The organism is Lacticaseibacillus huelsenbergensis, assembly GCF_029726355.1.
GTDB classification, from domain to species: Bacteria; Bacillota; Bacilli; order Lactobacillales; family Lactobacillaceae; genus Lacticaseibacillus; species Lacticaseibacillus casei.
Window position 1 is genome coordinate 1,411,399 of the sequence record NZ_CP120687.1, and the last position, 23,069, is coordinate 1,434,467.

The following is a 23,069-nucleotide window of genomic DNA, read 5'->3' on the forward strand; positions in this document are numbered from 1 at the left end:
GGACCTAGGGCGACGCGTTCAGAAGCTGGGGAGTCAATACTTTAGGACATTTTAAGAGCGACCTTATTGCAAACTTCCGGCTTTGAATGCAACGAATTAGCAAACAGGCAAGGGAGGTAGAACATGGAACGAAATATCTCAGCTGCATCAAGCAAAGTAGTCACCGCAGCAAGCGAAAGTAAAATCAATGCGACTGTAAAATCCGAGGTGCGGTTTTTACGTGTCAAACGATTACTGCACAATAAACTCGCTGTATTCGGGCTAATTGTCATTACGTTGATGATTTTAGTAGCAATCTTTGCTCCTGTGCTGGCGCCAGATAGTCCTTACAAACAAGATCTGATTACCGGAAAGAATCTTGGTATCGGGGCGCCGGGTCATTTGCTAGGGACAGACAACTATGGGCGCGATCTTTTATCCCGCGTGATTTATGGCGCACGTATTTCCTTGGGAGTTGGTTTTTCGGCTGTAGCGATTGGTCTCAGTATTGGTGTTGTGCTTGGTTTGATCGCCGGTTATTTTCAGTGGCTGGATGGCCTCATTATGCGGTGCATGGATGTTCTTTTCGCATTCCCCGGAATTTTGTTGGCGTTATTGATCATTGCCATTTTGGGGACTGGTATTGGGAACATTGTTATCGCCATCAGCATCTGGGCCATCCCCACTTTTGCTCGTATTGTCCGTGGCAGTGTTCTAGCAGTTAAAAACGAAGAATATATCACAGCACTGAAATCGGAGGGTGCCCGCGCGCCACGCATTATCTTTAAACATATTCTGCCTAATTGCATGGCACCGATTATTGTAAATGCAACGATGCGCCTAGGATCAGCTATTTTATCAACCGCAGCACTCAGTTTCATTGGTTTGGGAGCTCAGCCACCGTCACCTGAATGGGGTGCCATGATTGCTGAAGGCCAGTCGATTATGTGGGATGCGCCGCAAGTGGCAGTGGTTCCCGGGATTGCGATTATGCTAGTGATCTTTTCGTTTAATGTTTTTGGTGACGGCTTGAGAGATGCCTTAGATCCAAACGCTAAAATTCGCTAAGTCGAGATGATGAGCGTTAAGTTGGAGGGAATGTGCATGACGAAAAAAACAAGCAAATGGCTTTTAGTTTCTGTATTGACCGCTTTATTGACGACATTGATTGCATTTGGGACTGGTCCAACCAACGTGACGGCAGCAGCTGGGCGCACGTTGGTGTATGGATCAACGGCTGATCCTAAGGGGTTATCACCGTTGTCCACGGCAGATACAGTTTCATCAAACGTCATTCAGCAAGTCTATGAAACACTTTTTCGACAAGATGCCAAGACGTTAAAAGCTAAACCGTGGTTGGCGAAGTCTTATGAGCGTAAAAGTGCCACTGACTGGATTATTCATTTACGCACAGGGATTAAATTTCAAGATGGTACGCCATTTAATGCTGCCGCAGTGAAGTACACGTTTGACCAAATGAAAGATCCTAAACGTGCCGCCCCGCGCGCCTCGTTACTCGAGCCGATTGCGTCGACAACTGTCGTTAATGACAGCACTGTTGAAATTAAGACCAAATATCCGTATGGTCCATTTTTGGCGATGCTAAGCCATCCCAATGCTTCGATTGTTAGTCCAACTGCTGATAAAAAGGGGAAGCTGAATACACATCCGGTTGGTACTGGACCATTCAAGTTTAAGAGCTGGACAACTGGCGATAGCGTCAAGTTAGTACGCAATACAGATTATTGGGGCAAAAAGCCAAAGCTGGCAGGCGTGACATTTAAAACTGTTCCGGATTATGCCACCGCGGTTTCGATGTTACAAACTGGCAAAATTCAGTTACTGGACAATGTGACATCAGATTACTTATCGCGAATCAAGTCACTGACAAATGTAAAGCTGACAAACAAAGTCGGAACGCCAATGCGATATTTTGGCTTTAATATGCAGTCTAATCCAGGTAAGAATAAGAAGTTCCGACAAGCTGCTGCTTATGCAATTAACGCCAAAACATATGTCGCCCAGTTAAACGGTTTAGGAACCTATAATCCTAGCCTGATTGGGCCTGAGCTATTTGGCTATAACAAGAACGACAAGAAAGCTGCGACAACCTATAACCTGAAAAAGGCGAAGGAACTTGTTAAAGCAAACGGCTTTAACAAGAAAACTTATACCATTTTAGTTGGTAACCAACCTGCTTATGTGCAAATGGCCCAAGTCGTTCAGCAGCAACTGGCAAAAGCCGGTATCAAAGTCAAAATTGAAAAACAAGAATGGGCAACTTATCTGACAACGCTAGCATCAGGAAAGTTTGAGGTGACCTTCTCCGGATGGGCGAATAGTACAGGCGATGCAAGCGAACTGTTTTATCCTAACCTTGATTCAAAGAATATTGGCAGTTCCAATTACATGCGGTACAGCAACAAACAATTTGACGCCGAAGTTGAGAAATCACGAGAGACGTTAAATACTTCTGAACGTAAAAAGGCTTTGAGCGCTGCGAATAAGATCGCCATGAAAGACTTACCGTGGATCGTAATGGATCACAATTCCGTTGCAGTTGCGCAAGCTAAGGATCTCAAAGGCGTGACTGTCTTACCAACAGGCATGTGGTACTTGGGCGGAGCTTACTTCAATTAGTCTAAAGTCCGTTAAGCTGAATATGTCTATCTTAGAGAAACCAGTTGGAGGGTGACAGTCATGTTGGAACCAGTCTTAGCAGTTCAAAACCTGAATGTTGATTTTGAAACAGATCAAGGTACCAAACAAATTTTACACGACATCAGTTTAACCGTTCATCCACATGAGACGGTCTGCCTCGTTGGTGAATCCGGTTCTGGGAAGAGTGTTACCTCGTTTTCGGTGATGGGTCTTCTGCCACAAAACGGACACGTTGCCAGTGGTTCGATTCGTTTTGAAAAGCAGGATCTGCTGAAACTAGGCGACAAGGCCATGCGACGACTTCGCGGAGATCAAATGTCAATGATTTTTCAAGAACCAATGACGGCGTTAAACCCGGTGTTACGCATTGGCAAACAGCTGACGGATGTCATTAAAGCCCACCAAGCAGTAGATCGTAAAACTGCTTTTGATCAGGCGTTGGCATTGTTGAAGCAAGTTGAGATGCCTGAGCCTGCCAAAAAATTGCAAATGTATCCGCATGAGTTAAGCGGCGGACAACGACAACGAGTGATGATTGCCATGGCCATTGCTTGCAAGCCGCAGTTGTTGATTGCTGATGAGCCGACAACCGCCTTAGATGTCACGATTCAGGCACAGATTCTCGAATTGATCAATAAATTGAAAGATCAAGAAGGGATGGGTGTTCTTTTCATTACCCATGACATGGGGGTGGTGGCACAAATTGCTGACTATGTGGTCGTCATGAAGCAAGGGCGAATTGTTGAGCGGGGCACTGCACAAACAATTTTTGAGCATCCGCAAAATGCCTATACTAAAAAATTGCTTGCCGCGGTTCCTGATGTTGACGCTCCCCACATCGCGCAACATTCACAGGTAACCGACAAACAGCCATTGTTAGCCGTTCAACATCTGACGAAAGTGTATCAGGATAAGAAACAGCTATTTCGAAAACGTGCTGCTGGACTAAAAGCGGTTAATGACGTCAGCTTTCATATTTATCCCGGTGAAACTTTAGGATTAGTAGGCGAATCTGGCTCAGGAAAGTCAACGTTGGGCAGAACAATTTTAGGATTGGAGCAGAAGACTGCTGGCAAGATGGTTTATGCAGGCAAGGAATTGCCACCATTCAATCATCGTCAAGCCGCATTAATCGCCAAGATGCAAATGATTTTTCAGGATCCGTTTGGCTCACTGGATCCACGTCAAAAAATTGGAGATGCGATTGAGGAAGTGATGGCTATCCATCACCAAATGAATGCGCAAGCACGCCACCAGCGGATGTTGCAACTTTTACAAGCGGTTGACCTTGATGAGGCCAGTGCGAATCGGTATCCATCCGAATTTTCCGGTGGTCAGCGGCAACGAATCGGTATTGCCCGGGCATTGGCGCTTGATCCGAGTTTGGTTGTCTGTGACGAAGCGGTATCAGCATTAGATGTTTCAATTCAGGCGCAGGTGCTAGACTTATTAAAGCAGTTACAAGAGAAGCTGAAGCTAACCTATCTTTTCATTACGCACGACTTGGGTGTTGTTCGGGAAATTAGTGATCGCATTTTGGTTATGTACTTAGGCACCATTGTCGAAACTGGAACAACTGAGCAGATTTTTACGAACCCAGTGCATCCCTACACAAAACGTTTACTAGCAGCAATCCCCCGGCCAAATCCAGAATCAGCGGTCGCAGCCCGTCAACGAAATGAGCGGATCTTGGCAGAACACATTCCGCGGCCCACAAGCACAGAGCTGCATGAGGTTGAACCACTGCATTTGGTAGTTAATTTTTGAGTTATATGGATATACAAAAGCCCCGTCATCAAATTCAGCATTTGATGACGGGGCTTTTCATGCGGCCAACTTACTTACCATTCGGTTTGTGTTCCATGTAATCCTTCAGCGTGGCGACGACGGAAGAATCCGGCATCTCACGCATAGATTTGATGTTGTGGATATGTTCCACTGATACATGGCTGTTTAGCGCCATCTCTGTGTCTGTTAGATGATTTTTGCGCTGGAAGTCGATAATTTCCCGTGAAAATGCACTGATTTGAGCTTTTTCAGCCAAAACGATTCCTCCTCGTGAGCCTTTACTAACAGTATAACGATTTTTGTCAAGGTGCGCACGTATGACATTCAATCGTAACTTTGTCATGATTCATTAGCGAAAATGTCAGGTTATAAAGACGAAATTCAGGATGATATTCGAAAAATAGTCAGGGGATGAACTTAAAGATTGCAAGAGCGAACAAATGTTTGTATAATGAAGATGTACTAAAAGAGAGTGTCAGAACCGCCAACATCCCGATGGTAAAACAGTTGATTTGGCGGCGTTTGGACAAGATTGCCAGTCGCTCGATGTTGTAAGTATTGCCTTGATTTGAAAGGTAAGGTGAGCTTATGGAACACTATGCTTACTTGCAAGACTTAGCCGCTAGTCAAAGTGACCGTGATTTGCGTGTGCGGATTTGGGACAATAAGAATATCATCATTCGGCGAAACCAAAGCCAGCATCAAGGCTTGGCAACCCAAGTTTGGGATGCCTGGTTGCGTCAGGAATTGCGGCGCTTCAACGGATTTGAGCCGATTATCGAAGTGGATGATTTTTCGGGTCATCAGGAAATCAAGTTTTTTAAAGAGAACGAGCTTGCGGATGCTGTTCATTTCATCCTTCAAGGTGAAGGAACCGTTGAAACAGCCAGTTGAATGAGTTGCGGAGTCGCAGTGTGAGTGATACTGCGACTTTTTGAGTGGTCACAGCCAAACATCGCATCTCATCAGTCATGTAAGCTTTTACAACCTCGAAGTTATCAGTATACTGAACTTAATGAGGTGAGGACGATGAAGGCGATCATTTTATACGCATCAATCACAGGCAATGCCAAAGGAATGGCACGGATTGAGCAGCAGTTTTTTGAACATTACGGCTGGGATGTCACGCTTGGCGAAATGATTCAGACGGATCCAAGTAAGATTAAAGACTATGACGTGTTGGTTTTGGCGACATATACCTGGACCGGCGGCGTGATTCCGGAAGAGACACAGGATTTCTATGAGGATTTGAGCAAGATGGACTTTTCTGCGAAGCCGCTGGTTTTTGGCGTGCTTGGCACCGGCGATCCTTATTACGGCAAGGATTACAATACAGCTCCGGAGTTGTTTGAAGCGGTTTTGAGAGCGAGCGGAGCGGTTCAGGGCGCGGAGCCGGTCAAAATTGCGTTGAACGTTAAACAGGAAGAAATGCCTCAATTTGCGGCGTTTACTCAGAGTCTGATTAAGAAAGCAGAAGCGCTTCAAAGTGAGAAGTAACCTGAGGTAGCGTGGTATACTGGAGTCACAAAGAGTTTGCTGGCGCAGGCGCTGGCTCGCGCTCACATTAACGCGCTCCCCAGCGCAGAAGCCTGCATGTAAGGACCTTGGTCGCAATGGCAAAGTGCGCCATCACGCCCAAGGCCACTTACACTCCGGCTTCTAACCGCGCTGGCTCGCGCTCACCAGAAAGTGAGGGGATCTTGATGAGTGAGGAAATTGTTTTCTTCAATCCTGGCGATGCAGTTGCCAATGATTATGACTTTGCTGCTGCCCGGCGCAGTGCGCAAATTTACAAGGCCCAACACGTCGTTGACGAGGGATTGGTTGTTGCAAAAGATAAAGATGGCAAGTACTCGGTTTTCTATGAAGCCGCTGGCACACCTGATTCAAAGGCCAAAGGTGACTATAAGAATGTCGGAAAGTACACGATCCTAGCTCACCTATGACTAAGAACACTTGGTATCGTGTTGCATTGGTGGTGATTGCCATTGTTCTCATTGCCGTTATCTATTTTTTCATGCAGCAGCATCAAATCGCGAATCCTTTTGTGGTTGGCGGTCTTGGCCTAACTTTGGGCGTTGTTCTTGCGCTGCTTTTAGCCAGCTTTTGGCAGCCACATGATTCGCAGAAACACTAGCTTATTGACACCATGATTTTTGTACAAAACAAAACGCCAAACGACCTGAAGCCGACATCGCGGCAAACAAGGTTGCTTGGCGTTTTTTGATTGGAACAGTCGCTGCTTAGCCATTTACAACGTATTGCGGGTGTTTACCGTTTAAAACAGCCAGCGTATTATCGGTGACAATTTTGGCCATGGCGTCACGTGCCTCAACGGTTGCATTACCGATGTGCGGCGTTAGCACAACGTTGTCCAGTGCCTTGAGTCCTGAACTGACATGCGGTTCAGCCTCGTAAACATCTAGGGCAGCGCCGGCCAGACGATGGTCGGTTAGCTGCTTGAGTAGGGCGGATTCATCAATTAAGGGACCACGTGCTGCGTTAATGAGGTAGGCAGTCGACTTCATCGTTGCCAGTGCCTGAGCGTCGAGCAAATGGTGTGTGGCTGGCACCAAAGGCAAATGAAGGGTGACGATGTCGCTTTGCTGCAATAAAGTCGCCCGATCGGTAAACGTTGCTCCCAGTGCCTGTTCGGCTTCAGGTGTCAGTTGATGATGTTGCGTGTAAAGAATTTTGGCATCAAATGCATGTACGCGCTTGGCAACGGCTTGTCCAATCTGCCCCACGCCGATGATGCCGACGGTTTTGCCGGCAAGTTCATGGCCTAAGAAGAACGTCGGCGCCCAGCCGGAAAAACCGGGACCGCGCATTAACCGATCGCCTTCTGTGACCCGATGCAAAACTGCCAGCATCAAGGCTAGTGTCACCTCGGCTGTTGATGTGGTTGAAACTTTTGGCGTGTTCGTCACGAGCACACCCTGCGCTTTGGCGGCGGTGACGTCGATGTTATTGAAGCCGGCCCCGTAGTTTGCGATAAGTTTCAAATGGGGCGCCTTTGCTAGTGTTGCTGCCGTGACTGGCGTTGAAAGTGCTGTAATGAGAACTTCGGTGTTAGCTAAATGGCTTTGGAGCTCCTCTTCGGTAATGAGTCCCTTACCGTTGTACGCGTCAAAATCCACTCCGGCTTTTTGCAATGCCGCGTTGGCGGATTTAGGCAAAGCTGCTGAAACATAAACCTGTGGCATTAATATTTGCCTCCCTTAGGTCAAACCGAACCTACGACAAAATCCATTCATTACTTACTCTTAGTGTAATACAGGTCCCGCCAAATGAATAAGATCACGACCATTTTTTCCAAGCGTCGCTGGCGGGCTGGAACACCTGAAAGGTTAAAAAAGAAGCAAGAACTGACGTGCACGATCAATTTGTGTTACACTGACGTTGGTAACAAAAAGTAAGCAAAGGGGATTGATCGTTGATGGCAACTTTGACGCAAGACATGAAAGACATGATCGGTGCACAGCTTAACTACTTGGCAACCGCCGATGAGAACGGAAATCCGCAAGTCGGCCCAAAAGGCACGATGCGAGTTTTGGATGATCATCACTTGATTTACAACGAAGAAACCGGTAAACAAGCGTGGCACAATTTGCAGTACTCCAAAAAGGCTGCCGTTGCCTCAGTTGATTACAAGGCTTTGAAGGGCTTTCGGTTTGAAGGCACCGTTGAATTTCATAATGATGACAAGATCTTTGAAGATGCGCAGGCATTTGCCAAGGAACGTCACTTGCCAGCAGCCATCAGTGCTGTTGTTATCAATGTTGATCGGATTTACAAGTTGGATGCCGGTCCGAATGCCGGCGATTTGATCGAAGGCTAATCGCGAACCGAATCCGTAAATGGCATTTGGATAAGTTGATGGTTTTTCGATTAATCCGTTAATCTTTTTAATTAACGGATTCATAAACCCGTCGTTGTGTAAACCGCATAACGGCGGGTTTTCTTGTGTCTTCAATTAAATACTAATTGTTATTATTAGCATATTTATTGCGAATGATAAGTTCGGTTCGTTAAGCTTAAGATAGTCAGAAAGTTGTTAGTCATAACGCGTTCCCCGGCGCAGGAGTCTGCGTGTAAGGACCTTGGTCGCAATGGCCTAAGCCCGGGCCATCACGCCCAAGGCCACTTACACTCCGACTCCTAACCGCGCCGGCTCGCGCTCAAAAAGAAAGGATGATTACCATGATGCATTTAATCTGGACACTGATTATCGGTGCTGTGATCGGTTGCATTGGGCAGCTCATCGTTGGTCGGGACATGCCGCTTGGTTGGCTCGGGAATATTATCGGCGGGCTGATCGGTGCGTGGCTTGGCACGGCTTTACTCGGTAACTGGGGGCCGTCACTGGCTGGCATGGCGTTGATTCCGGCAATTATCGGCGCAGTCATTGTTGTTTTCCTCGTTTCCTTGCTGTTGGGATCGACCCGGCGCAAGGCGTAGGAGGCCGTAAAAGATGAAACCGATAACGAAAGGATTATTTGGCCTCGTTGCCGTTTGCGGATTGCTACAGAGTGTGGGCTTTGGGTTGTTGCTTTGGCCCAATCGCGAATTTACCCGGTTCTATCTGCAGCAAGCCGTGTGGTTACGGCCGCTCATGATCGGTTTAACGGGATTGGTGCTGTTGGTCTTTCTGATCATGCTGCTGGTTGCCATTTTCCGGCGGTCAACGGCTAATGCATTGATTTTGGCAGGGGATGATGGTGATTTGACCCTTGATAAAAGTGCCATTGAAAACACGGTGGCAAAAGCAATCGTGGCCCGCCATTTTGCCAAGTCAGTGGACGTGGACGTCAGCATTCGGAAGAAGCAAGTGGCTCGCATGCGCATCGCAGCCTTTTCCGGAAACGGTAAAGAGCTGAAACAGGAAGCCAAGCAGATTGAAGAAACTGCGCGCCAAAAGTTGCAGGAATGTCTCGGCGTTCCCGTCAAGCATGTGCGGGTGCAGTTGCTTCCGGCAACGAAAGTGAAGGCCAAAACTGCTCGGGTCATTTGATGTCGCGGATGGATGAAGGCTGATTGCCAGTCAAACCGGGTGCGCACTCAAGCACCGTTGGCAGCAGTGTTCATCAGCTACGAAAGGGTGATAACAGCATGCAGCAAGGAACAATCGGAGCTGTGATTGGCGTCATTCTTGCCTTTGCCTGGATGCGCTTCGGGTTTATGGGCATGATGCTTGTCGTGATTTTTGGCGGATTAGGTTGGCTCATTGAGCGCTATCTCGTCCCTAACTGGGGCAACCTCATGAGCTGGCTAACGTCTGGCAAAGATGCATTTAGTAAAGGAAAGTAGGTGAGTCGATGGATGCAGTAGCGTCGCCAAAAACCGCACCGGCACCAAAAGCGAATCAGCACGAGACGCTGATGGCCAATAGTCGGGTGACTTTTGAAGATAAGGTCATCGAGAAAATTGCCGCCATTTGTGCCCAGAATGTCGATGGCATTCTGGGGATGGACGGCTCCGTGATGGACAACCTGACGGAGACTTTTTCTAGCGGCGAGAACCTGACTAAAGGGATCTCGGCAGAAGTCGGTGAAAAGCAGGTTGCGATCGATATGGATGTTTTCCTGGAATTCGATAGCAATGCCCAGGCCATTTTCAAGCAACTGTGCGGCAAGATCAGCGCGCAAATCGAGCGCATGACCGGTCTGCAGCTAGTTGAATTGAATATGCACGTTAAAGATGTATTGACGAAACGCGAATGGCAAAAACGTTAAGTTACGAAACGACCTCAAAAAAGGAGCGATTAAAATGGACAACAAGAAACAAAGCGGCATCAATAAGGAATTGAAATTCGACGACGCGGTGATTGCTAAAATCGTGGGCATCACCTGCAATGAAGTCGAAGGCGTATACTCGCTTGAAGGCGGCATGATGGCGAACATCACCGACATGTTCAGCAAAGATGAAGATCCGACCAAAGGCGTTAACGTTGATTTAAGTGATGATCAGGATGTTTCCGTCTCACTTGACGCAACGGTTCGCTACGGTGAAAACGTACCGGAAATTTTCAACAAAGTCACCATGGCGATTGCCAAAAACGTCCGCCAAATGACCGGGTTGAATGTGACTGAAGTTAAAATGACAGTCAAGGATATGCTGACAAGAGAAGAAATTGCCCGCAATGAGGCAAAGGATAAAGACAAGGACAAAGATAAGGAAATGCAACCGGCCTAAGAGCGTGAACTGGCGCGTTTCAATACAAAAGGGATAACCCCAGCCAACGGGGCTATCCCTTTTTAGATACTCTCATTGCGTCCGTTCAACGGTGCAACAGTCAGAAGATTGTCTTCCATAAAATAGTATCCGTTATAAATAGTTGCACACTTTAATCAATTGACCTTCCTACAAATAACCTTTAAACTTTTCACCATTATCAATAAGGAGGCACAGCATTTGGAATATTTGAAATTACTCGGCATTGTTATCATCGTTGTCGGCTTTGCTTTGAAGTGGGATACGACAGCGGTTGTGGTGCTGGCGGCTATTGTCACGGCTGTCTTCTCCGGCATGAGTGTCCCGGACTTATTGACGACATTGGGCCAGAGTTTCGTTGATAATCGCATGGTGTCGCTTTTCTTCTTGACGCTGCCGATGATCGGCCTGGTTGAAAGCCATGGGTTAAAAGAGGTAGCAGTGACCGGCATTCAGAAACTAAAGAAGCTCACGCCCAGTCGCATTTTGAATCTTTACTTAGTGATCCGTGAATTAGGTGGTGTCTTTGGAATTTCATTGTCCGGCCAGGTGCAGTTTGTTCGGCCGCTGATCACGCCAATGGTCACCGCGGCGGCTGAATCCAAACGCAAACTGACGGATAAGGAAATTGATCTTATCAAAGCGCGGTCGGCCGCGACAGATAATTTCGGTAACTTTTTTGCCCAGAATCTGTTTGTGGCAACAGCCGGGGTTTTATTGATCGCCAGTACGATGAAGGGCCTCAAGCATCCGGTTGAGCCGATGCAGGTCGTGTTGGCATCCATTCCGGTTGCGATCATCACATTAGTCGTTGTGGCTATTTATAATCGCTGGTTTGATCGGCAGTTTGAGACTGACCCACGGGCCGATAAAGGAGGCAAACGCTGATGGTGAACACGTTGCTTCTAGTGCTTTATGCCTTGATTGGCGTCGTGATGGCACTGGCCGGAATTGAGTCGTTTCGCGCAAAAGATAATCCAGCGCGTATCGGCACCGGCCTGTTTTGGCTCATTCTGGCGGTTATTTTCGCCTTTGGCACGTTATTGCCGGCGATGGTTGTGGGTATTTTGGTTGTGGTGATTGGCGTACTTGCGCTGTTCAAGCAGATTCAAATCGGAAAAATCAAACCGGTTGACGGTGCACATGCGGCCCAGGCAGCTAAGCGGCTCGGCGGTTGGGTCTTTGTCCCGAGTGTCGTGCTGGCAGTTGTTTCGATCGCGGTTGCCCAGTTCACGAAGCTCGGTGGTCAGGTCGGCATCGGGATTGGCGCAGCAGCTTCCCTAGTGGTCGCGATCATCATGACCAAAGCTTCTGGGAAAATGGTTTATAATGATACGCAGCGGATGGTTCGCTCAGTTGGTGCTGCCGGTATTTTACCGCAATTATTGGCAACCTTAGGCGCGGTTTTCACTGCAGCCGGGGTTGGCTCGCTGACGGCTAAGTTGATTGCCGGCCTGTTTCCGGCTGGAAGTCATTTGGGTGGCGTCATTTTATACTGTGTGGCGATGGCGCTGTTCACGATTATTATGGGTAACGCGTTTGCGGCCTTTGCGGTGATTACCGCCGCGATCGGAATTCCGTTTGTCATTGCCCAAGGTGCGAATCCGGCGATTGTTGCGGCGATTGGCATGACGTCAGGGTATTGCGGGACCTTGCTGACACCGATGGCGGCCAACTTTAATAGTCTGCCGGTTGCGTTGCTGGAAATGGACGATCCATTGGGCGTCATCAAGCAACAGGCACCGATTGCCGTGTTGTTATTGGTGATTCAAATCGGTTTGATGTACTTCTTGGCATTTTAGAAAGGATATTAAATATGAAGATTCTTGTAACGGGTTTTGACCCTTTTGGCGATGATAAAATTAATCCGGCGATTGAGGCGGTTAAACGGTTGCCGGACGAAATTAACGGCGCAACGATTGTGAAGCTGGAAATTCCGACTAAGTTTAACGTGTCTGCGGACGTGGTGCATGATGCGATTGTCAAAGAAAAGCCGGATTATGTGCTTAGCATTGGCCAAGCTGGCGGTCGCTTTGAATTGACGCCAGAGCGAGTGGCCATTAACTTGGACGACGGTCGGATTAAAGACAACGCTGGTTATCAACCGCTGAACCATCCGATTCACGAAGATGGGCAAACCGCTTATTTCACCCAATTACCGATTAAAGCGATGGCAAAGGCCATTCGTGAATCCGGCGTTCCTGCTTCAGTGTCCAACACCGCGGGCACGTATGTTTGCAACCACATTTTTTATCAGGTTCAATACATGCGCGACAAAGAGTTCCCGACCATCAATGCCGGCTTCATGCACATTCCATTTTTACCAGAGCAAGTCGTTGCGCGGCCAGAAACGCCAGCGTTGTCGCTTGATGACGATGTGAAGGGTATCACGGCGGCGATCAAAGCCATTGTTGAGCGTGATGGTAAGGGTGATTTGGAAACGGTTGAGGGCAAGACTCACTGAGGGTGAAGCGTCTTCCACGCTGGTGAGTTAGTTATCAAAGATGCAAGATAGGTGCTCATGCGAAAGTGTCAAATTTTTTCTGTCTGCTTTTTATCCTGTACCATGGGGATCTTACCGGTGATTCAGAATCATTTTGACAATCTCTGACGACAGTTCGATAATGAAGTGGTAACTAAACTCAGAGGCGAAAAAAATGGAATTAGACGGCAAAGAAATCAAGGAAAACGAACAACTGACCGATGCACAGCTGACTGACTTGCACCAGCAATATCAGGCTTTGTGGGATAAATTAAAAAAAGACAACTATCGAACCGAGCATCAGTTCATGGAAGTCTTATATGAAGAACCCGACAACGTCCAGAACTATGAAGCGGCGTTTTTCACGTATCAAATCCGCAAAGATACCGGTGACAATCAGTTCGATCAGTTGAATATCATTTTAAACAATAAACCGACTTTTCATGATCAGCCTGAGGAATTCGTATTTGAGATTAGTGATTATCCTGATATGGATGCGATTTATAAGGCGATCGAAGAAAAGGCCCAGCCTTGGATTAAGGCTCATAAGCGTTAGCATTTTAGCTAGGCTCGTGGTTTAAATATCAATGCGGTTAAAGAACCGATCAGGATTTACAATGACCGATCTTTAACCGCATTCTTTTTGATGCCGAAGTGTCTGATGATCCAAGCACTTCTCTTTTGTCCCAGTTTTGTGATAAGCTGTTGCCAATCAAACCAAACGGAGGCACTTGATTCATGGCGGATACAATCAAAATCGCGTACTTGTACGAAGATCTCATGAATACCTATGGCGACAGCGGCGATGTTAAAATTTTGCGCTATTTGTTGAATCAACAAGGCTACCAGGTGCAGGTCGATAACATCAGCCTCGGCGACGACTTCAATGCCGACGACTACGACTTCATCTTCTTCGGCGGCGGTCAGGATTATGAACAAACCGTGGTCGCTAAGGATCTGCTTCGGTACGCCCAAACTTTAGGCCGGTATATCGAAAACGGCAAACCCATGCTGGCGATCTGTGGCGGCTATCAATTGCTCGGAGATTATTATAAAACCAGCGAAGGTACCGTCATCAAAGGCCTCGGCATTTTGCCACTGCATACGGTGTTCAAGCCGGACAGTCGCATGATTGGCGACACTAAGTACCAAACTGAATTCGGAACCGTTAAGGCGTTTGAAAACCATAGCGGCCGAACCTATTTTGACGACAAGAAAAAACTTAAGCCTCTGGGAAAGATGATTGAAGGGTATGGCAACAATCCTGAAGACGGGGTTGAAGGTATGCGTTACAAGAATACCATCGGCAGCTATTCCCATGGTCCCATTCTCAAAAACCAGAACATCGCCAAAGCCATTGCCAAAATGATCGTGCAAAATCACAAAGACCGCATCGGACAGCCTGCGCACTAACACTGCGACTGGCACTGAACGATTCGGCCTTGATCGCTTTAAAACTTCAGACGCATCAATAAAACGGAAAACTGCCTCACGCCCGAGCCCGAAATGACGCGTGCATGAACAGCAGCTTCCCGTTATTTGTTTGCCTGCGCCCGCACCTGATCGGCATCACCCGTAAACAGGAACAACGGGCCATCTGCCTGTGCCGGATAACTATCCGCCAAATCACCAAGATCCACGACATCAAATCCGATTTTTTCAATCAAATTCGTCACGGTCTGCTTGGCAGTAGCATCATCTCCAGCAATCGGAATCGCAATTCGGTCGCTTGACTGATTCGGCTTAGCCAGACTCCGGATCTTCGTCATGGCGATGGTATTAAATGCTTTCACCACTTTCTTGGTACCGAAGTGCTGTGCCACCAGCTCCGATGAAGTGGTGTGATGCTCGGTCAATGCCAGGCGCTCGCCATCACGGCTGGGAAAATAGTTAGTCGCATCAATCACAACCGCATCGGCTTTTACCTTTGTCGGCAACTCGTCTAAGGCGTTGAACGGCACTGCCAACACGACAATATCCTGATCAGCCGCCTCAGCGACCGTGCCTGCCTCGACCGTTGACCGCATCTCGGCAATAACCGGCGCCAACGAAGCCACACCATGGCGATGGGACAAAATCACCTTTTCACCAACATGACTGAAAAGCTGGCCAAGCGCGCGGCCTACATTACCTGATCCAATAATCCCGATACTCACGCAACCACCCTCCTTGTATAGGTTCATTGAGTGAAAACTGACTTCCACTATTATTATATCGCCTATGGGGAAGAAACGGAAAAGACAGGGTTATTCTGGTATGTTTTAATCATGCTTGGTGCACGTTTTCTTTGTCGCAAAGTGAGTAGATTCAGGTGCGCATGAGAACCGAACATTTTGGCTTGATAAAATAATTTTGAAATATAAACCGCAACCAATATAGCGTAAAGGATTGTGGTCGCATGTTGCGATTACCTGTTTGGTAACTACTATCAGATATATCAGACGCAAAAAACCACTTCATTTCGAGAAGCGGTTTAAAAAGACTTTCCTTTGTAAAATGTTATTTTTGCTGTTTGCTAGTTCCAACTAAAATGGCATTAATACAAAGAAAAGCCAGTGGAATTAACCATACCGAGTTGTTCAATGAGCCAAGAATAACAAAGACTAAGCACGCAACAATAATTATTGTTACTTCAAAAAGGCGGATAGAGTTTTGGACTATGCGTCTGTTAAAGTGATTTTCAAAGCTGGAATTCCCATAAATGAGCAGAAAAGAACTGATTAGAAAAAAAGAGGGTACTGATAATAGGCTTCCAGCAAAGAAGAGGATATATCCCATATTTATTGCTAATGCGATTTTAGTCATATCATATGGTTCGGATTTTATAAGCCAGATTCCTATGCCTAATACTGAAAAATACATGTATTTTTTCACAGCTTTTTTATTAAGCAAGGATACGCATCCCCCTTAAAAATGAACTTGTTCTTAGAATTTTTTCTGATCAAAAACAGAGTATGCTTGTGTGTATTTATTTATGTCAACAACAACGCCAGCGCCAGTATTGTTGTAGGTAATTGAACTGGCCAGCCCCCCAGCATACCATGAAGTGAAAGCGGAACTTCCTGCAAAAGCAGCGCCCATAGCTGCACCGACAGGCCCAGCAGCAAGAGCAAGTGCGCCTCCAATGCCAGGCCCAAAGTAGCCAAAATCTCTTGCAGCATTGTTAAGTTGTTGTGCCACTGCCTTACTTTTCCATGTATCGTAGAAACTTCTACGGTAGTTCCAACCTTCAGCAGTTCCATTGTAATTGTAATATCTGCCGCGTTTTGTGCGTCTTGGGAGTCGTGTTGAATTGATGTCGTTAATAGCAACAGTCAAGAAGTTTTTTGCAGAGAAATTAGAGCCAGTTTCTTTGTTTAACGTTGCAAAGTCGAATTTCTCTACAATTTTCTCAATAGTGTTGAAATCATATACATACTTTCCGTTTAAAACATCCAGCTGATTTGTAATCTCATCCTGCATAGCCAAGAAATCACGCTGGATTTCTGTTCTTGCAACGATTGTCTTTCCAGCTTCTGGCGTGTTTTGAACAGTGGTTGATTCAACTACTTCAGCTGCTTGGACAGGTACCACTGATTCAATTAGTGGCGTAGTAACTAGAGCTGAAACGATTGCTAAGGTTGTCAGACGTATAGCATTGGACATTAACGTTCCTTCTTCAAAATGAGCTCGACTAGTGACAATATAGAAAGCGGTTTCTATATCGATAAAGATATCGTAAATTAATCATTGTGTCAACAAAAACTTGTAATAATGATAACGAACGTTTTTTACATGTATTATTAACGACTGGTTATAAGCAAAAATGATGTTTAAAATTAAAAGCATAAATCGGATTAATAAAAACTTTGAGGGCCGTTAAATAGGTGAAGCAATGTCAGTCACTGCTTGCAAATAAGGAACAAAAGTATCAACAAACACCAATGCTGCGGGTATTGACTGGAAATGTATGGGCAAAACATTGCCACCAAAAAGACGATGCTTGGCACTGTAGCTATGAAATCAAAAATGATGGGATTCTGATCACAAGAAATTCTTTTACCGACTACGATAGCAAATGGTCGCAAAAAGCGCTTATTGAAATGATCTTCTGACACGTCATCATCGCCGTGTCAAAAGTGAAAGAGAACGCATAGAATATGAAAAAGGCCAACGTCCTAAATTGACGTTGGCCAGAATGGGAATGCTTATTCTCAATGATTCATAGAATTAAAGTTTCCTCGAATCTTCCCTTTTTAAATTTTCGCCTTTTTAGCAGGTTGGGCACATAAATGCGACAACCTTTGTTTGATCCTTTCAAGTGATGCGCATTACGATATGCAACAAGCTGAATCGTAACGCGCTAATCGTGAGAATGTTCGAAACTAAGACCTTTTTACGATTTCCGACCATGATGCTAATTGATAATAAAGATCATGTTAGGTGACCTGATCCTTTACATCATCAATCGGAATTTTAGCAACGTCAAGGCCATCAAGTACCTTGAGGCAGTTGGAGGTCTTTAAATGCATGATAAAAAGTCTAGCATTACCGCTACCAAACCAGCCATATCAAAGGTGATGCGTGACGGTCAAGACATGCTGGGTATGCGCCCAGGCTTTTTGATTAGGAAAAGTGAGTAAGCCGCCGATCTGAACAATTAAATACGTGAGCGAGAACCAGAAAAAGGCGAGAACGGCTTTTGGCGTGATCAACCACTTGGAGCCTTCCCAATTAGCGTCATACAAGAAGCCGGCAATCATGGGGATGAAGCCTTCAAGCAAAATCAGCCAGTTGATCAATGTTATCGGTACGAAATAACTGCGATCGACATCGATGAGCCAGATTGGATGCAGACCAAGACTTGGCATCACAAGACTGATGACCCACGCGATGCCAAAGAAAGACGCGAGCAGATATTGAAAGTTTTGGCGCATGGAAAAGAGATAGCTAAGTTGATCCAAGTCACGCAAGTCGCCGGTTTTCAAAAAGTGATGCAATAACGGCAGCAAATTGTGAAAGGCAGTATACCAATGTCCGCGGCTCCACCGGAAACGTTGGGTCATACTGGCGTGCAAATGATCCGGCTTTTCATCATAAATGCGGGCAAAATGATTCCAGCCCACGGTGCCGCCGCTTTCTACAATGCGAATTTCCATTTCAAGATCTTCGGTTAAGCTGTGCGATTGAAAACCATGGTTGGCTTCCAGCCACTGACGCTCAACAACAAAGCCGGTTCCACCGATGCTGTTGTCCAAACCCAGCCGATATTTACTGAGCTGAAAGAAGCGATTCATGGTCCAGTAACTCATCGCGTAACCCAACGTCAGCAGCGTATTGTCATTTTTGCTATCAAGATAGGCCTGGATGGCAGTAAAGTGCTTTACCTGATATTGGCTGTCCAATTCTCGCAGAAGATTAGGGTCGGTGAAGTTGTCGGCATCCAGCACCATTACCAAGTCGTATTGTTGCAGGGTGCCCGAGTCGGTCAGTTCATCCAATGCGTATTGGAGGCCAGCCGGTTTGCCGACGCCGACCCGCTGATAGCGATGGCGTGACGTGTCGACCACCTGAACGCCTTGAGCCGCAGCCAGCGCCGTTGTTTGATCAGTGGATTGATCGCTGACGACCACAATGTGATACGCCGTTTTTGGATAGTCGAGTTGTTGAAGGTGCTCCAAGGTGGATGTGATGACGGCGGCTTCATTGTGTGCCGGAATGAGAATCAGAAATCGGCTCTTAGGCGCTACCAATGGATAATCGCGCCGTGCCTTGCCCCAGCCAAATAGCATCATAAACACATAATACATCGTCAGCAAAAGGACCCAGGTACTGCTGCTAATTACAATCATGAAAATCACGAAGCCGAAGTGGTGAATAAACGGTAAAAAAGAATCACTGATACTGAACAGAATGAGGATAGGGCCACCAATGACAATCAATAGGAACAAAACGAGGGCCCACGAATCCAATTTAGAAAAATGCTTAAACATACTGACTACCCCCTTTGCGCTTTTCGGGTGAGCGTGAACTGGCGCGGTTAGGAGTCGGAGTATAAGCGGCCTTGGGCGTGATGGCGAACTTTGCCATTGCGACCAAGGTCCTTATACGCAGACTCCTGCGCCAGTGAACGCATTATGGTGAGCGTGAACTGGCGCAGTTAGGAGTCGGAGTATAAGTGGCCTTCGTCGTGATGGTCGGGTTTTGACCATTGCGACCAAGGTCCTTGTACGCAGACTCCTGCGCCGGTGAACGCGTTATGGTGAGCGCATTTTTCGGTGCCCCTTTTTGTACCGATCACGCGCGGCTCCAATCCGTTCGTGCACTTAGAAAATCTCGCGTAGCATCGCCCTATTCAGGCAGACTTAACGCGGAAAATTTTCTCCCCCTTGCGTTGACGAACTTACCGAAAAAAGTGAAACGATTGAGCCAAAAAGATTGACTGATGATGCAAAGCCCCTCTTTTTGGATGGCCTTAGATTAGCACGAAAACCTGATTGTAGAATTAGTTATGCTTGTGAACTAGTACACCATATCGACAAGTTGATTTGTGGTAAAATGAAGCGCTTGAAAATTGCGTTGCCTGTGCGTACTTCATGACTAGGCACAAGGTGACGTCACAAGATTTTTGACCCGTTTTCACGTCAAGAATACGGTTGAGCACACGGCACTTTTACGTTACACTTGACGAGTACGTGAAACCTTGTTTGTTCCACAAAATCAATTAAAAAAACGGAGGCAGACATGGATCCAACAGCTTTTGTCCACGCTCTGGCTGATCACGGCATCGTCTTGGATGACCGCCAGCAGGATCAGTTCGCGGCTTATTACCAATATCTGATCAGCGAGAATGAGAAAATGAATCTGACGGGCATCACAGCTGAAGGGGACGTCTACCTCAAGCACTTCTATGACTCATTGACCTTAGGCTTGGTGCTGCCTGAATTACAGAGCCAGCCGTTATCGCTTTGTGATGTCGGTGCCGGTGCGGGATTTCCGTCAATTCCGCTTAAAATTGCGTTCCCGCAGTTAAAAATCACGATTGTCGACTCCTTGCAAAAACGGATTGGCTTCTTAGAACGGTTAACGACGCGTCTGGAGCTGACAGATGTTCAGTTATTCCATGATCGCGCCGAGACTTTTGGTGCTAAAAAATCATCGCATCGCGGCCAGTTTGACCTGGTGACGGCGCGGGCAGTTGCGGCGCTCAATGTTTTAGCTGAACTGTGCCTGCCACTTGTGAAGCCGCAAGGAAGATTTGTGGCCATGAAGGCTGCCGCAACCGCAGAGGAACTCATCGCCGCCAAGCCAGCAATCGGTTTGCTGGGCGGCAAGTTGGTCCAGGATGCGGCGCTAACCTTACCGGAAACCGGCGATCCCCGGCATTTGCTGGTGATCGAAAAAGTGAAGGCAACACCAAATAAATACCCTCGTAAACCGGGGGTGCCAAATAAACAACCATTGGGAGGTGCATAACGCGTGGCATTATCATTTTTTGGCCATAAAAAGCCAAACGACGAAACCGTTGTGCAACAGTTGCCACTAAACGCCATTACGCCGAATCAATTTCAGCCGCGGAAGGTTTTTTCAGCTGATTCGATTCAGGAACTGGCGGCCACGATTAAAGAACACGGCTTGTTGCAGCCGATTATCGTACGTGAATATGCGCCTGACCAATATGAAATCATTGCCGGCGAGCGGCGTTATCGGGCGATGCAGTTGTTGGGATGGGAAAAAGCACCGGCGATTGTCCAGAAGATGGACGATGATGAAAGTGCGTCCATGGCGCTGGTTGAAAACCTGCAGCGTGAAGGCTTGAGCGCGATTGAAGAAGGCCAGGCGTATGTGGCTTTAATGAAGCTGAATCAGTTAACCCAAGGCGCTTTGGCGCAACAACTGGGGAAAAGTCAGGCGTTTGTCGCCAATAAGATCCGGTTGCTGAAATTGGATGCACCGGTGCAAGAAGCCATTATGAAGGGCCTCATCAGCGAGCGGCATGGGCGGGAATTGCTGAAGCTTGGTGATGATCAACAGGCACAGGCATTGCACCAAATCGTGGCCGACAAATTGACGGTGAAGGAAACATCGGCTTTGGTTAATGAATGGCTAAGACCTAAGAAGCCGGAAAAAAAGCCGAAGCCAAAAGTACGCCGGTCAGCGGTTAGCCACGATACCCGCGTTGCCTGGAATACACTGAAACGTTCAGTCAAAATGATTCGCGATACCGGAATGACAGTCACGGCCAAAGAAGAAGATACCGATGACGCTTACCGCATGATTATCGAGATTCCAAAAGAGAAGAGATAGGGGGAGCTCATGACACATATCATCGCTGTCGCCAATCAAAAAGGCGGGGTTGGCAAGACCACAACGACCATTAATTTGGGGGCCTGTCTGGCAAACCTTGGGAAGAAAGTCCTCATTGTCGACGTTGATGCCCAAGGCAATGCTACAAGTGGGGTGGGCGTTCAAAAAGCCCAAGTTGAAAAGGATATTTACGATGTTTTGGTCAACGAAGATCCGATTACCGAAGCCATTTTGCCAACCAAACATAAAAATTTAGCCATTGTTCCTGCGACCATCCAGTTGGCCGGTGCCGAAATCGAGTTAACCAGTCAAATGGCCCGGGAAATGCGCTTGAAACTGGGGCTTCATCCGATCGAGGATCAGTACGACTACATTTTGATTGATTGCCCGCCTTCATTGGGGCAGCTTTCGATCAATGCGTTTACGGCGAGTGATTCGATTCTGATTCCGGTTCAAAGTGAGTATTATGCATTGGAAGGCCTGAGCCAGTTGCTTAACACGGTTCGGCTTGTCCAGAAGCATTTCAATCCGAATCTGGCGATTGAAGGGGTTCTGCTGACCATGTATGATGCCCGCACGAACCTTGGCGCGCAGGTGATCGATGAAGTGCGCAAGTATTTTGGCGATAAAGTATATGCAACCGTGATTCCGCGGATTACCCGATTGGCTGAGGCGCCGAGTTACGGTCTACCAATCGTGGATTTTGATCCAAAGTCGCGCGGATCCGAAGTTTACGAGGCTTTAGCCAAGGAGGTGCTGGCTGCTCATGGCGAATAAGAATAGTAAGGGATTAGGCCGCGGCATTGACGCCATTTTCAAAGATTTTGAAAGTCCTGATCTGAGTGCTAACAATACCGTTGAGGAACTGCCACTGGTCGATATCCGGCCGAACCCGTATCAACCGCGAAAAACCTTTGATCAAGAAGGTTTAAAAGAACTGGCGGATTCCATCAAGCAAACCGGCGTTTTCCAGCCGATTATTGTGCGCAAAAGTGTTTCCGGTTATGAAATCATCACCGGTGAGCGGCGTTTTCGTGCGTCTAAGCTGGCCGGTAAGGAAACCATTCCGGCGATTGTCCGTGATTTCAACGATCCGGAAATGATGGAGATCGCAGTGCTGGAAAACCTGCAGCGCGAGGATTTGACTCCGTTGGACGAAGCGCAGGCTTATGAGACGTTGATCAAACGCTTAAACCTGACGCAAGCAGAAGTTTCCGCGCGGCTAGGCAAAAGCCGGCCGTATATTGCCAATTATTTGCGCTTGTTAACGTTGCCACAGCAAGTTAAGCAAATGCTCAGTGCCAACCAGCTCTCAATGGGGCAGGCGCGAACTTTGTTGAGTCTCAAAGATAAAACCAAGATGGTCAGTGTTGCCAAGAAGACCATTAGTGAAAATCTAACGGTTCGCCAGCTTGAACGGCTAATCAATCAGATGAATGCCGGCACAGGCCGCTCGACATCGAAGGAGAAACCTAAATCACCGTATGTTCGGGCAACCGAAAATCAGTTAGGCGAACGCTTCGGCACGAAAGTCAATATTAATGAAGGCAGTAAAGGCAAAGGCAAGATCGAAATTGATTTTACATCCGAGCAGGATCTCAATCGGATCTTAGCGATGCTAGACGTCAATATCGATTAGCCGGCCAACCCGCTGGAGGTA

General features: G+C 47.1%; 28 protein-coding genes. 22 read left to right on the forward strand and 6 right to left on the reverse strand.

Annotated elements, in window-relative coordinates; genetic code table 11:
• Positions 1-123: 123 nt before the first annotated feature.
• Genes LHUE1_RS06335 through LHUE1_RS06345 form a run of 3 tightly spaced genes read left to right on the forward strand, consistent with a single transcriptional unit; the run spans position 124 to position 4,407 of the window.
• Positions 124-1,047, forward strand: coding sequence for an ABC transporter permease (locus LHUE1_RS06335; RefSeq protein ID WP_053091142.1), 924 nt, complete (start codon positions 124-126; stop codon positions 1,045-1,047).
• 36 nt (positions 1,048-1,083) lie between these two features.
• Positions 1,084-2,619, forward strand: coding sequence for an ABC transporter substrate-binding protein (locus LHUE1_RS06340; protein WP_277848281.1), 1,536 nt, complete (start codon positions 1,084-1,086; stop codon positions 2,617-2,619).
• Between the two features lie 60 nt (positions 2,620-2,679).
• Positions 2,680-4,407: an ABC transporter ATP-binding protein gene (locus LHUE1_RS06345; RefSeq protein ID WP_049169063.1), complete on the forward strand. Its 1,728-nt coding sequence runs from the start codon at positions 2,680-2,682 to the stop codon at positions 4,405-4,407.
• A 70-nt stretch (positions 4,408-4,477) separates the two neighbouring features.
• On the opposite strand, the gene LHUE1_RS06350 is transcribed toward LHUE1_RS06345, so the two are convergent.
• Positions 4,478-4,684 carry an LBP_cg2779 family protein gene (locus tag LHUE1_RS06350; RefSeq protein WP_277848282.1) on the reverse strand — a complete coding sequence of 69 codons (207 nt, stop codon included), beginning with the start codon at positions 4,682-4,684 and terminating at the stop codon, positions 4,478-4,480.
• 332 nt (positions 4,685-5,016) lie between these two features.
• Between LHUE1_RS06350 and LHUE1_RS06355 the strand changes: the two genes are divergently transcribed.
• From LHUE1_RS06355 to LHUE1_RS06370, 4 genes are all read left to right on the forward strand, one after another.
• Entirely contained in the window at positions 5,017-5,322 is a 306-nt protein-coding gene (locus LHUE1_RS06355) for a hypothetical protein (RefSeq protein ID WP_025013495.1), read from the forward strand.
• 135 nt (positions 5,323-5,457) lie between these two features.
• Positions 5,458-5,925: a flavodoxin domain-containing protein gene (locus tag LHUE1_RS06360; protein ID WP_049169064.1), complete on the forward strand. Its 468-nt coding sequence runs from the start codon at positions 5,458-5,460 to the stop codon at positions 5,923-5,925.
• Positions 5,926-6,131: 206 nt separating this feature from the next.
• Positions 6,132-6,374 carry a hypothetical protein gene (locus LHUE1_RS06365; RefSeq protein ID WP_010489886.1) on the forward strand — a complete coding sequence of 81 codons (243 nt, stop codon included), beginning with the start codon at positions 6,132-6,134 and terminating at the stop codon, positions 6,372-6,374.
• On the forward strand, positions 6,371-6,565 hold the full coding sequence (locus LHUE1_RS06370) for a hypothetical protein (RefSeq protein ID WP_049169065.1): 195 nt from the start codon (positions 6,371-6,373) through the stop codon (positions 6,563-6,565). The genes LHUE1_RS06365 and LHUE1_RS06370 overlap by 4 nt, the downstream gene beginning before the upstream one ends.
• Before the next feature lie 106 nt (positions 6,566-6,671).
• On the opposite strand, the gene LHUE1_RS06375 is transcribed toward LHUE1_RS06370, so the two are convergent.
• Positions 6,672-7,634 carry a 2-hydroxyacid dehydrogenase family protein gene (locus LHUE1_RS06375; RefSeq protein WP_277848283.1) on the reverse strand — a complete coding sequence of 321 codons (963 nt, stop codon included), beginning with the start codon at positions 7,632-7,634 and terminating at the stop codon, positions 6,672-6,674.
• 233 nt (positions 7,635-7,867) lie between these two features.
• On the opposite strand from LHUE1_RS06375, the gene LHUE1_RS06380 reads away from it, so the two are divergent.
• The 11 genes from LHUE1_RS06380 to LHUE1_RS06430 all read left to right on the forward strand — a co-directional run bounded on the left by LHUE1_RS06380 (position 7,868) and on the right by LHUE1_RS06430 (position 14,536).
• Positions 7,868-8,269 carry a pyridoxamine 5'-phosphate oxidase family protein gene (locus tag LHUE1_RS06380; protein ID WP_010489882.1) on the forward strand — a complete coding sequence of 134 codons (402 nt, stop codon included), beginning with the start codon at positions 7,868-7,870 and terminating at the stop codon, positions 8,267-8,269.
• A gap of 362 nt (positions 8,270-8,631) precedes the next feature.
• A complete protein-coding gene (locus LHUE1_RS06385) occupies positions 8,632-8,889 on the forward strand; it encodes a GlsB/YeaQ/YmgE family stress response membrane protein (RefSeq protein ID WP_025013491.1) in 258 nt (85 codons plus the stop codon).
• Positions 8,890-8,902: 13 nt separating this feature from the next.
• Positions 8,903-9,442, forward strand: coding sequence for an alkaline shock response membrane anchor protein AmaP (gene amaP / locus LHUE1_RS06390; protein ID WP_010489878.1), 540 nt, complete (start codon positions 8,903-8,905; stop codon positions 9,440-9,442).
• Between the two features lie 98 nt (positions 9,443-9,540).
• Positions 9,541-9,738, forward strand: coding sequence for a hypothetical protein (locus LHUE1_RS06395; protein ID WP_010489875.1), 198 nt, complete (start codon positions 9,541-9,543; stop codon positions 9,736-9,738).
• 8 nt (positions 9,739-9,746) lie between these two features.
• Positions 9,747-10,163 (forward strand): Asp23/Gls24 family envelope stress response protein, encoded by a 417-nt coding sequence (locus LHUE1_RS06400; RefSeq protein ID WP_049170094.1) that lies wholly within the window; start codon positions 9,747-9,749, stop codon positions 10,161-10,163.
• A gap of 34 nt (positions 10,164-10,197) precedes the next feature.
• Positions 10,198-10,623, forward strand: coding sequence for an Asp23/Gls24 family envelope stress response protein (locus LHUE1_RS06405; protein WP_025013488.1), 426 nt, complete (start codon positions 10,198-10,200; stop codon positions 10,621-10,623).
• Between the two features lie 219 nt (positions 10,624-10,842).
• The gene (locus tag LHUE1_RS06410; RefSeq protein ID WP_049170096.1) at positions 10,843-11,529 is read left to right on the forward strand and encodes a DUF969 domain-containing protein; all 687 of its coding nucleotides are present in this window, start codon (positions 10,843-10,845) and stop codon (positions 11,527-11,529) included.
• Positions 11,529-12,443: a DUF979 domain-containing protein gene (locus LHUE1_RS06415; protein WP_049170097.1), complete on the forward strand. Its 915-nt coding sequence runs from the start codon at positions 11,529-11,531 to the stop codon at positions 12,441-12,443. The genes LHUE1_RS06410 and LHUE1_RS06415 overlap by 1 nt, the downstream gene beginning before the upstream one ends.
• A gap of 14 nt (positions 12,444-12,457) precedes the next feature.
• Positions 12,458-13,105, forward strand: coding sequence for a pyroglutamyl-peptidase I (pcp, locus tag LHUE1_RS06420; protein WP_049170099.1), 648 nt, complete (start codon positions 12,458-12,460; stop codon positions 13,103-13,105).
• A gap of 193 nt (positions 13,106-13,298) precedes the next feature.
• Complete coding sequence (locus LHUE1_RS06425) at positions 13,299-13,679, forward strand: hypothetical protein (RefSeq protein WP_049170101.1); 381 nt, start codon at positions 13,299-13,301, stop codon at positions 13,677-13,679.
• A 182-nt stretch (positions 13,680-13,861) separates the two neighbouring features.
• Positions 13,862-14,536 carry a type 1 glutamine amidotransferase gene (locus LHUE1_RS06430; RefSeq protein WP_049170103.1) on the forward strand — a complete coding sequence of 225 codons (675 nt, stop codon included), beginning with the start codon at positions 13,862-13,864 and terminating at the stop codon, positions 14,534-14,536.
• 122 nt (positions 14,537-14,658) lie between these two features.
• On the opposite strand, the gene LHUE1_RS06435 is transcribed toward LHUE1_RS06430, so the two are convergent.
• From LHUE1_RS06435 to LHUE1_RS06450, 4 genes are all read right to left on the reverse strand, one after another.
• Complete coding sequence (locus LHUE1_RS06435; protein ID WP_049170105.1) at positions 14,659-15,279, reverse strand: NADPH-dependent F420 reductase; 621 nt, start codon at positions 15,277-15,279, stop codon at positions 14,659-14,661.
• 343 nt (positions 15,280-15,622) lie between these two features.
• Positions 15,623-16,015 carry a hypothetical protein gene (locus tag LHUE1_RS06440; RefSeq protein WP_053091150.1) on the reverse strand — a complete coding sequence of 131 codons (393 nt, stop codon included), beginning with the start codon at positions 16,013-16,015 and terminating at the stop codon, positions 15,623-15,625.
• Between the two features lie 33 nt (positions 16,016-16,048).
• A complete protein-coding gene (locus LHUE1_RS06445) occupies positions 16,049-16,768 on the reverse strand; it encodes a hypothetical protein (RefSeq protein ID WP_049170107.1) in 720 nt (239 codons plus the stop codon).
• Positions 16,769-17,673: 905 nt separating this feature from the next.
• Positions 17,674-19,095 carry a glycosyltransferase family 2 protein gene (locus tag LHUE1_RS06450; RefSeq protein WP_049170111.1) on the reverse strand — a complete coding sequence of 474 codons (1,422 nt, stop codon included), beginning with the start codon at positions 19,093-19,095 and terminating at the stop codon, positions 17,674-17,676.
• Between the two features lie 751 nt (positions 19,096-19,846).
• Here LHUE1_RS06450 and rsmG point away from each other — a divergent pair.
• The 4 genes from rsmG to LHUE1_RS06470 are packed head-to-tail and all read left to right on the forward strand — an operon-like array spanning position 19,847 to position 23,048.
• Positions 19,847-20,578, forward strand: a complete 732-nt coding sequence (rsmG, locus tag LHUE1_RS06455; protein WP_049170113.1) for a 16S rRNA (guanine(527)-N(7))-methyltransferase RsmG — start codon at positions 19,847-19,849, stop codon at positions 20,576-20,578.
• A gap of 3 nt (positions 20,579-20,581) precedes the next feature.
• Positions 20,582-21,409: a nucleoid occlusion protein gene (gene noc / locus LHUE1_RS06460; protein ID WP_049170114.1), complete on the forward strand. Its 828-nt coding sequence runs from the start codon at positions 20,582-20,584 to the stop codon at positions 21,407-21,409.
• Between the two features lie 9 nt (positions 21,410-21,418).
• A complete protein-coding gene (locus LHUE1_RS06465; RefSeq protein WP_010489840.1) occupies positions 21,419-22,186 on the forward strand; it encodes a ParA family protein in 768 nt (255 codons plus the stop codon).
• Positions 22,176-23,048, forward strand: a complete 873-nt coding sequence (locus LHUE1_RS06470) for a ParB/RepB/Spo0J family partition protein (protein ID WP_049170116.1) — start codon at positions 22,176-22,178, stop codon at positions 23,046-23,048. The genes LHUE1_RS06465 and LHUE1_RS06470 overlap by 11 nt, the downstream gene beginning before the upstream one ends.
• Positions 23,049-23,069 lie beyond the last annotated feature (21 nt).

Bases quoted from the DNA above. Each gene is read 5' to 3' on its own strand.
- LHUE1_RS06430 (WP_049170103.1), top strand. From the start codon at position 13,862: ATGGCGGATACAATCAAAATCGCGTACTTGTACGAAGATCTCATGAAT.
- LHUE1_RS06335 (WP_053091142.1), top strand. From the start codon at position 124: ATGGAACGAAATATCTCAGCTGCATCAAGCAAAGTAGTCACCGCAGCA.
- LHUE1_RS06385 (WP_025013491.1), top strand. From the start codon at position 8,632: ATGATGCATTTAATCTGGACACTGATTATCGGTGCTGTGATCGGTTGC.
- LHUE1_RS06465 (WP_010489840.1), top strand. From the start codon at position 21,419: ATGACACATATCATCGCTGTCGCCAATCAAAAAGGCGGGGTTGGCAAG.
- LHUE1_RS06415 (WP_049170097.1), top strand. From the start codon at position 11,529: ATGGTGAACACGTTGCTTCTAGTGCTTTATGCCTTGATTGGCGTCGTG.
- rsmG (WP_049170113.1), top strand. From the start codon at position 19,847: ATGGATCCAACAGCTTTTGTCCACGCTCTGGCTGATCACGGCATCGTC.
- LHUE1_RS06340 (WP_277848281.1), top strand. From the start codon at position 1,084: ATGACGAAAAAAACAAGCAAATGGCTTTTAGTTTCTGTATTGACCGCT.
- LHUE1_RS06375 (WP_277848283.1), bottom strand. From the start codon at position 7,634: ATGCCACAGGTTTATGTTTCAGCAGCTTTGCCTAAATCCGCCAACGCG.
- LHUE1_RS06470 (WP_049170116.1), top strand. From the start codon at position 22,176: ATGGCGAATAAGAATAGTAAGGGATTAGGCCGCGGCATTGACGCCATT.
- LHUE1_RS06400 (WP_049170094.1), top strand. From the start codon at position 9,747: ATGGATGCAGTAGCGTCGCCAAAAACCGCACCGGCACCAAAAGCGAAT.
- amaP (WP_010489878.1), top strand. From the start codon at position 8,903: ATGAAACCGATAACGAAAGGATTATTTGGCCTCGTTGCCGTTTGCGGA.
- LHUE1_RS06425 (WP_049170101.1), top strand. From the start codon at position 13,299: ATGGAATTAGACGGCAAAGAAATCAAGGAAAACGAACAACTGACCGAT.
- LHUE1_RS06395 (WP_010489875.1), top strand. From the start codon at position 9,541: ATGCAGCAAGGAACAATCGGAGCTGTGATTGGCGTCATTCTTGCCTTT.
- pcp (WP_049170099.1), top strand. From the start codon at position 12,458: ATGAAGATTCTTGTAACGGGTTTTGACCCTTTTGGCGATGATAAAATT.
- LHUE1_RS06445 (WP_049170107.1), bottom strand. From the start codon at position 16,768: ATGTCCAATGCTATACGTCTGACAACCTTAGCAATCGTTTCAGCTCTA.
- LHUE1_RS06370 (WP_049169065.1), top strand. From the start codon at position 6,371: ATGACTAAGAACACTTGGTATCGTGTTGCATTGGTGGTGATTGCCATT.
- LHUE1_RS06365 (WP_010489886.1), top strand. From the start codon at position 6,132: ATGAGTGAGGAAATTGTTTTCTTCAATCCTGGCGATGCAGTTGCCAAT.
- LHUE1_RS06405 (WP_025013488.1), top strand. From the start codon at position 10,198: ATGGACAACAAGAAACAAAGCGGCATCAATAAGGAATTGAAATTCGAC.
- LHUE1_RS06360 (WP_049169064.1), top strand. From the start codon at position 5,458: ATGAAGGCGATCATTTTATACGCATCAATCACAGGCAATGCCAAAGGA.
- LHUE1_RS06450 (WP_049170111.1), bottom strand. From the start codon at position 19,095: ATGTTTAAGCATTTTTCTAAATTGGATTCGTGGGCCCTCGTTTTGTTC.
- LHUE1_RS06345 (WP_049169063.1), top strand. From the start codon at position 2,680: ATGTTGGAACCAGTCTTAGCAGTTCAAAACCTGAATGTTGATTTTGAA.
- LHUE1_RS06380 (WP_010489882.1), top strand. From the start codon at position 7,868: ATGGCAACTTTGACGCAAGACATGAAAGACATGATCGGTGCACAGCTT.
- LHUE1_RS06355 (WP_025013495.1), top strand. From the start codon at position 5,017: ATGGAACACTATGCTTACTTGCAAGACTTAGCCGCTAGTCAAAGTGAC.